4 protein-coding genes and 1 pseudogene are annotated in these 3010 nt (G+C 40.6%); 1 reads left to right on the plus strand and 4 read right to left on the minus strand.

Annotation, left to right across the window (positions count from 1 at the left end):
* Positions 1 to 152: 152 nt before the first annotated feature.
* The 3 genes and pseudogenes from tnpC to tnpA all read right to left on the minus strand — a co-directional run.
* Positions 153 to 1253, minus strand: a pseudogene (gene tnpC, locus ACX5KA_RS05380) (IS66 family transposase); the annotation flags it as partial.
* An 89-nt stretch (positions 1254 to 1342) separates the two neighbouring features.
* Positions 1343 to 1687, minus strand: a complete 345-nt coding sequence (tnpB, locus tag ACX5KA_RS05385; RefSeq protein ID WP_013785985.1) for an IS66 family insertion sequence element accessory protein TnpB — start codon at positions 1685 to 1687, stop codon at positions 1343 to 1345.
* Entirely contained in the window at positions 1684 to 1974 is a 291-nt protein-coding gene (gene tnpA, locus ACX5KA_RS05390) for an IS66 family insertion sequence element accessory protein TnpA (protein ID WP_013785984.1), read from the minus strand. Before tnpA ends, tnpB begins: the two co-directional genes overlap by 4 nt.
* A gap of 25 nt (positions 1975 to 1999) precedes the next feature.
* Here tnpA and ACX5KA_RS05395 point away from each other — a divergent pair, with 25 nt between their 5' ends.
* On the plus strand, positions 2000 to 2164 hold the full coding sequence (locus tag ACX5KA_RS05395; RefSeq protein WP_013785983.1) for a hypothetical protein: 165 nt from the start codon (positions 2000 to 2002) through the stop codon (positions 2162 to 2164).
* Between the two features lie 537 nt (positions 2165 to 2701).
* Here the strand turns inward: ACX5KA_RS05395 and ACX5KA_RS05400 are convergent.
* Positions 2702 to 3010, minus strand: a 309-nt coding sequence (locus tag ACX5KA_RS05400) for an ACT domain-containing protein (RefSeq protein ID WP_458730602.1), incomplete at its 5' end; no start/stop codon positions are given.

A 3010-nucleotide genomic window follows, 5' to 3' on the forward strand; every position in this document is an offset into this window, starting at 1 on the left:
ACTGTCAATAGGGCCCTGGTGAACGGTTACTGTAGCACTGCATCCGGCCAAAGACGTACTCGACCTGACGCCAAGAGTCTGGAAAGAGAGATTCGCGGACAAAAAATTAACGAGCGACTTAGATAAAATGGGGTGATCCGGGTCTATATTGATCGCTTACGTTGACGCGCTTGTGAGGTTAAGTTTTTTGCCTGCTTTTCTATGCCGTAAAGTTTGGCTATGTAACTGAGCGCTTTTTCGGGTTTACCTGCTTTTTTTGAAGGCGATGCTTTTTGTGCATCGGTAAATTTACGTCTGGCATGTGCCATACAAGCAGCTTGAGTGACCTGTTCAAGCGTATTGTAAGCACTGTAGCCATCGGTCAGGAGGTAGCCTGAGTATCCCGTTAAGAAATCCTTTACACAGGCAGCTGCACGACTCGGTTGATAGTCGTAAATAACAGCTGGGTTTTCTGCAAATTCACCACTGCGATAAACCCACATGTACGATTTAGTTTCGGCCTTTCTGTCTTCTTCACGAAGCACTTGCACCGTTGTTTCATCGGCACAAATCAGATTTTCATTCAGGAGTTTGGCTTTCATTGCATCGATGATAATTTGGGCTTTATCACCTAGTTGTACACACCAATTTGCGAGTGTGCCTCTGCTGATTTCAATACCGGAGCGATTTAAAATATCAACCTGGCGATAGAGCGGTAATGCATCAACATATTTAGCCGTGACGATTGCCGCAAACGTTTCAGCACTGCCCATGCTTTTAGGCAACATGCTCGCAGGCTTAGGAGCCGTAATGACTTTATTGCTGACGTGTGTTTTCTCACATTGACGACACGTGTATTTGGTACGCTCATGACGGATAACGCTGACTTTCTGTGGAATGATTTTGAGCTCTTCGCTGACTTCTTTACCGCATTCATGAAGGGGTGTTTGGCAACATTCACAACAAGGGGCACTGAGTTCGTGCAGATAAACTTCACGCTCAAGCGCTTCAGGTAATGGTTTTCTGCCTGTTTTAGCCTTGCTCTTATTTACGTTGGGCAACGCATGTTGCTGCTCAGCTTCGTTAAACGTGCCCTTGGCGACCTTTTCACTTTGTGATGAAAAGCGCTTTGATTTACTTAAGTTGAGTTGTTCAACCAGCAGTTGCACTGTCGTTTTAAGCTCAGCAATTTCTTCTGCTTGTGCACGCTCTTTTGCTTGCAGTTGCAGCAACATGGCTTTGAGTTGTGCTACGTCATCAGGTAGGTCAGTCAAGGTGGCTCAGGGCTTAAGTGGTTATCAATATCCTTAGTGTGACAGCGAAAAATGATCGTTCAAGTAGAATTTGCGATCAACATTTAACGTCACACTTCAAGTCCAAATATGGGTCGATGCGCCTTAGGATTATCTAAGGTTAATCCCGATAATAGCCACTGTAATTGCTGCTTGCTGATATGAACAGCGCCATCACATTTAGGCACCGGCCACTTAAAGTGACCTTTTTCGAGGCGACGATAATAAAGCCAAAATCCATTGGTATCCCAGAATAGGATTTTGAGTTTATCGCGGCCCCGATTACAGAAAATAAACCAAGCCTGGCTAAAGGGGTCCATTTCAAGCGTATCCGCGACGATGAGTGATAATCCATCAATCGACTTTCTCATGTCGGTGACACCCGACACTAAATACACGTTACCAGTGGGAGTCATTGTAATGCTGCAACCCAATGTTTGATTTGTGTTTGACTGAGCATCGAAGGGAGTTCAGCACGAATACCGTTAGGTAATAATAGCACCACGACATCAGCGCTTTCCTGGTCAAAGACAATTGGCTGAACTTGTTGCTTGGCCTCTTTACTGTTGAGTTTTTTGACCCAATAGTAAAGTGTTTGATAGTGGATTGACCGCTCAGTACAAAATTGTTTAATCGGCAACTGGCTTTGTTTGAACTCAGTCAGTATTTGAGTCCAGTGGTCATGTTTTTGCAATTGATTCATAGCATCTCCTTTGTAAAGAAGCACTATGCCAAAGCCTGATTTTTATTGGAATGTGGGGTTAATTAACCGCTTACTAACAAGGGTTGATAAATCTGATGTACTAGAGAAAATTGAGCAAACGGTGATTGATTTTTTTACGCAAGTCATGCAAATGGATAGTTTTACCTTACGTCAAGAAGGGATAGAGTGAGGTAGAGTTCACTTTTATTGGATAAAAGTGAATCCCGAAACTTGAGTTTCTAAATACTTAGTTGTCACGCCTTGAAATATATCCATCGAAGCCCTTAATCGGCTATGGTCTATATTGATTTTTGAATGTGTAAACATATCAACCATTTGTACGCCAGAAGCTACACCTAACCGTTTGTAAGTAAATCATTGTCTTATGTAAGCTTGATATAATATTTTAAATTCATCAGCGCATAAAATGCTATCTTTTTCTCGCCTCTGGCGCAAGTGTACGACTTTCTTTCTCGGAGCGAGGCAAACAAGGTTTCATCAGATTCTTCTAACCATTAAGAAACAGTGTGTAGCCTAATGAAAAATTGAAATGCTAATATCACACTGGCTAATACCCAATTACAGAAAAAGATGCGAATAATAGGCAGACTAGTAAGGTTGCAGGCAGTTGAATATTTATTAGCGATAGCTTGGTTCTTTTTCACTCAAAAATCAAGTATCTCCATTGGCCATAAGCATAAGCAGGGAAGAAAAATACATTTATGTCTCACTTGTGTAGTTTTGCTTTTATATATGACCCCAAATTTTTCATATTATGCTTGCTATTAATTTCATTTATTGCAGCTTTAATATTTTCTTCCATCATATGGCCATCTAAATCAATCAAAAAGTAGTATTTTCCAAAATCACCTTTTGTGGGTCTTGAGGTTATAGACGTTAGATTTATTTTTCTTTTTGAAAAAGATGATAAAATATTTCCTAAAAAACCGGGGTAATCATTATCATCAATAACGATAATTGTTGTTTTATAATCTATATCAGGGCTAATAATATCGATATTATTTTCTTTAGTTAG

Source organism: Alteromonas alvinellae (assembly GCF_902705805.1).

What these genes read in the sequence shown, in the direction of transcription:
- ACX5KA_RS05395 (WP_013785983.1), top strand. Translation starts at nt 2,000, where the DNA reads ATGCCAAAGCCTGATTTTTATTGGAATGTGGGGTTAATTAACCGCTTA.
- tnpB (WP_013785985.1), bottom strand. Translation starts at nt 1,687, where the DNA reads ATGACTCCCACTGGTAACGTGTATTTAGTGTCGGGTGTCACCGACATG.
- tnpA (WP_013785984.1), bottom strand. Translation starts at nt 1,974, where the DNA reads ATGAATCAATTGCAAAAACATGACCACTGGACTCAAATACTGACTGAG.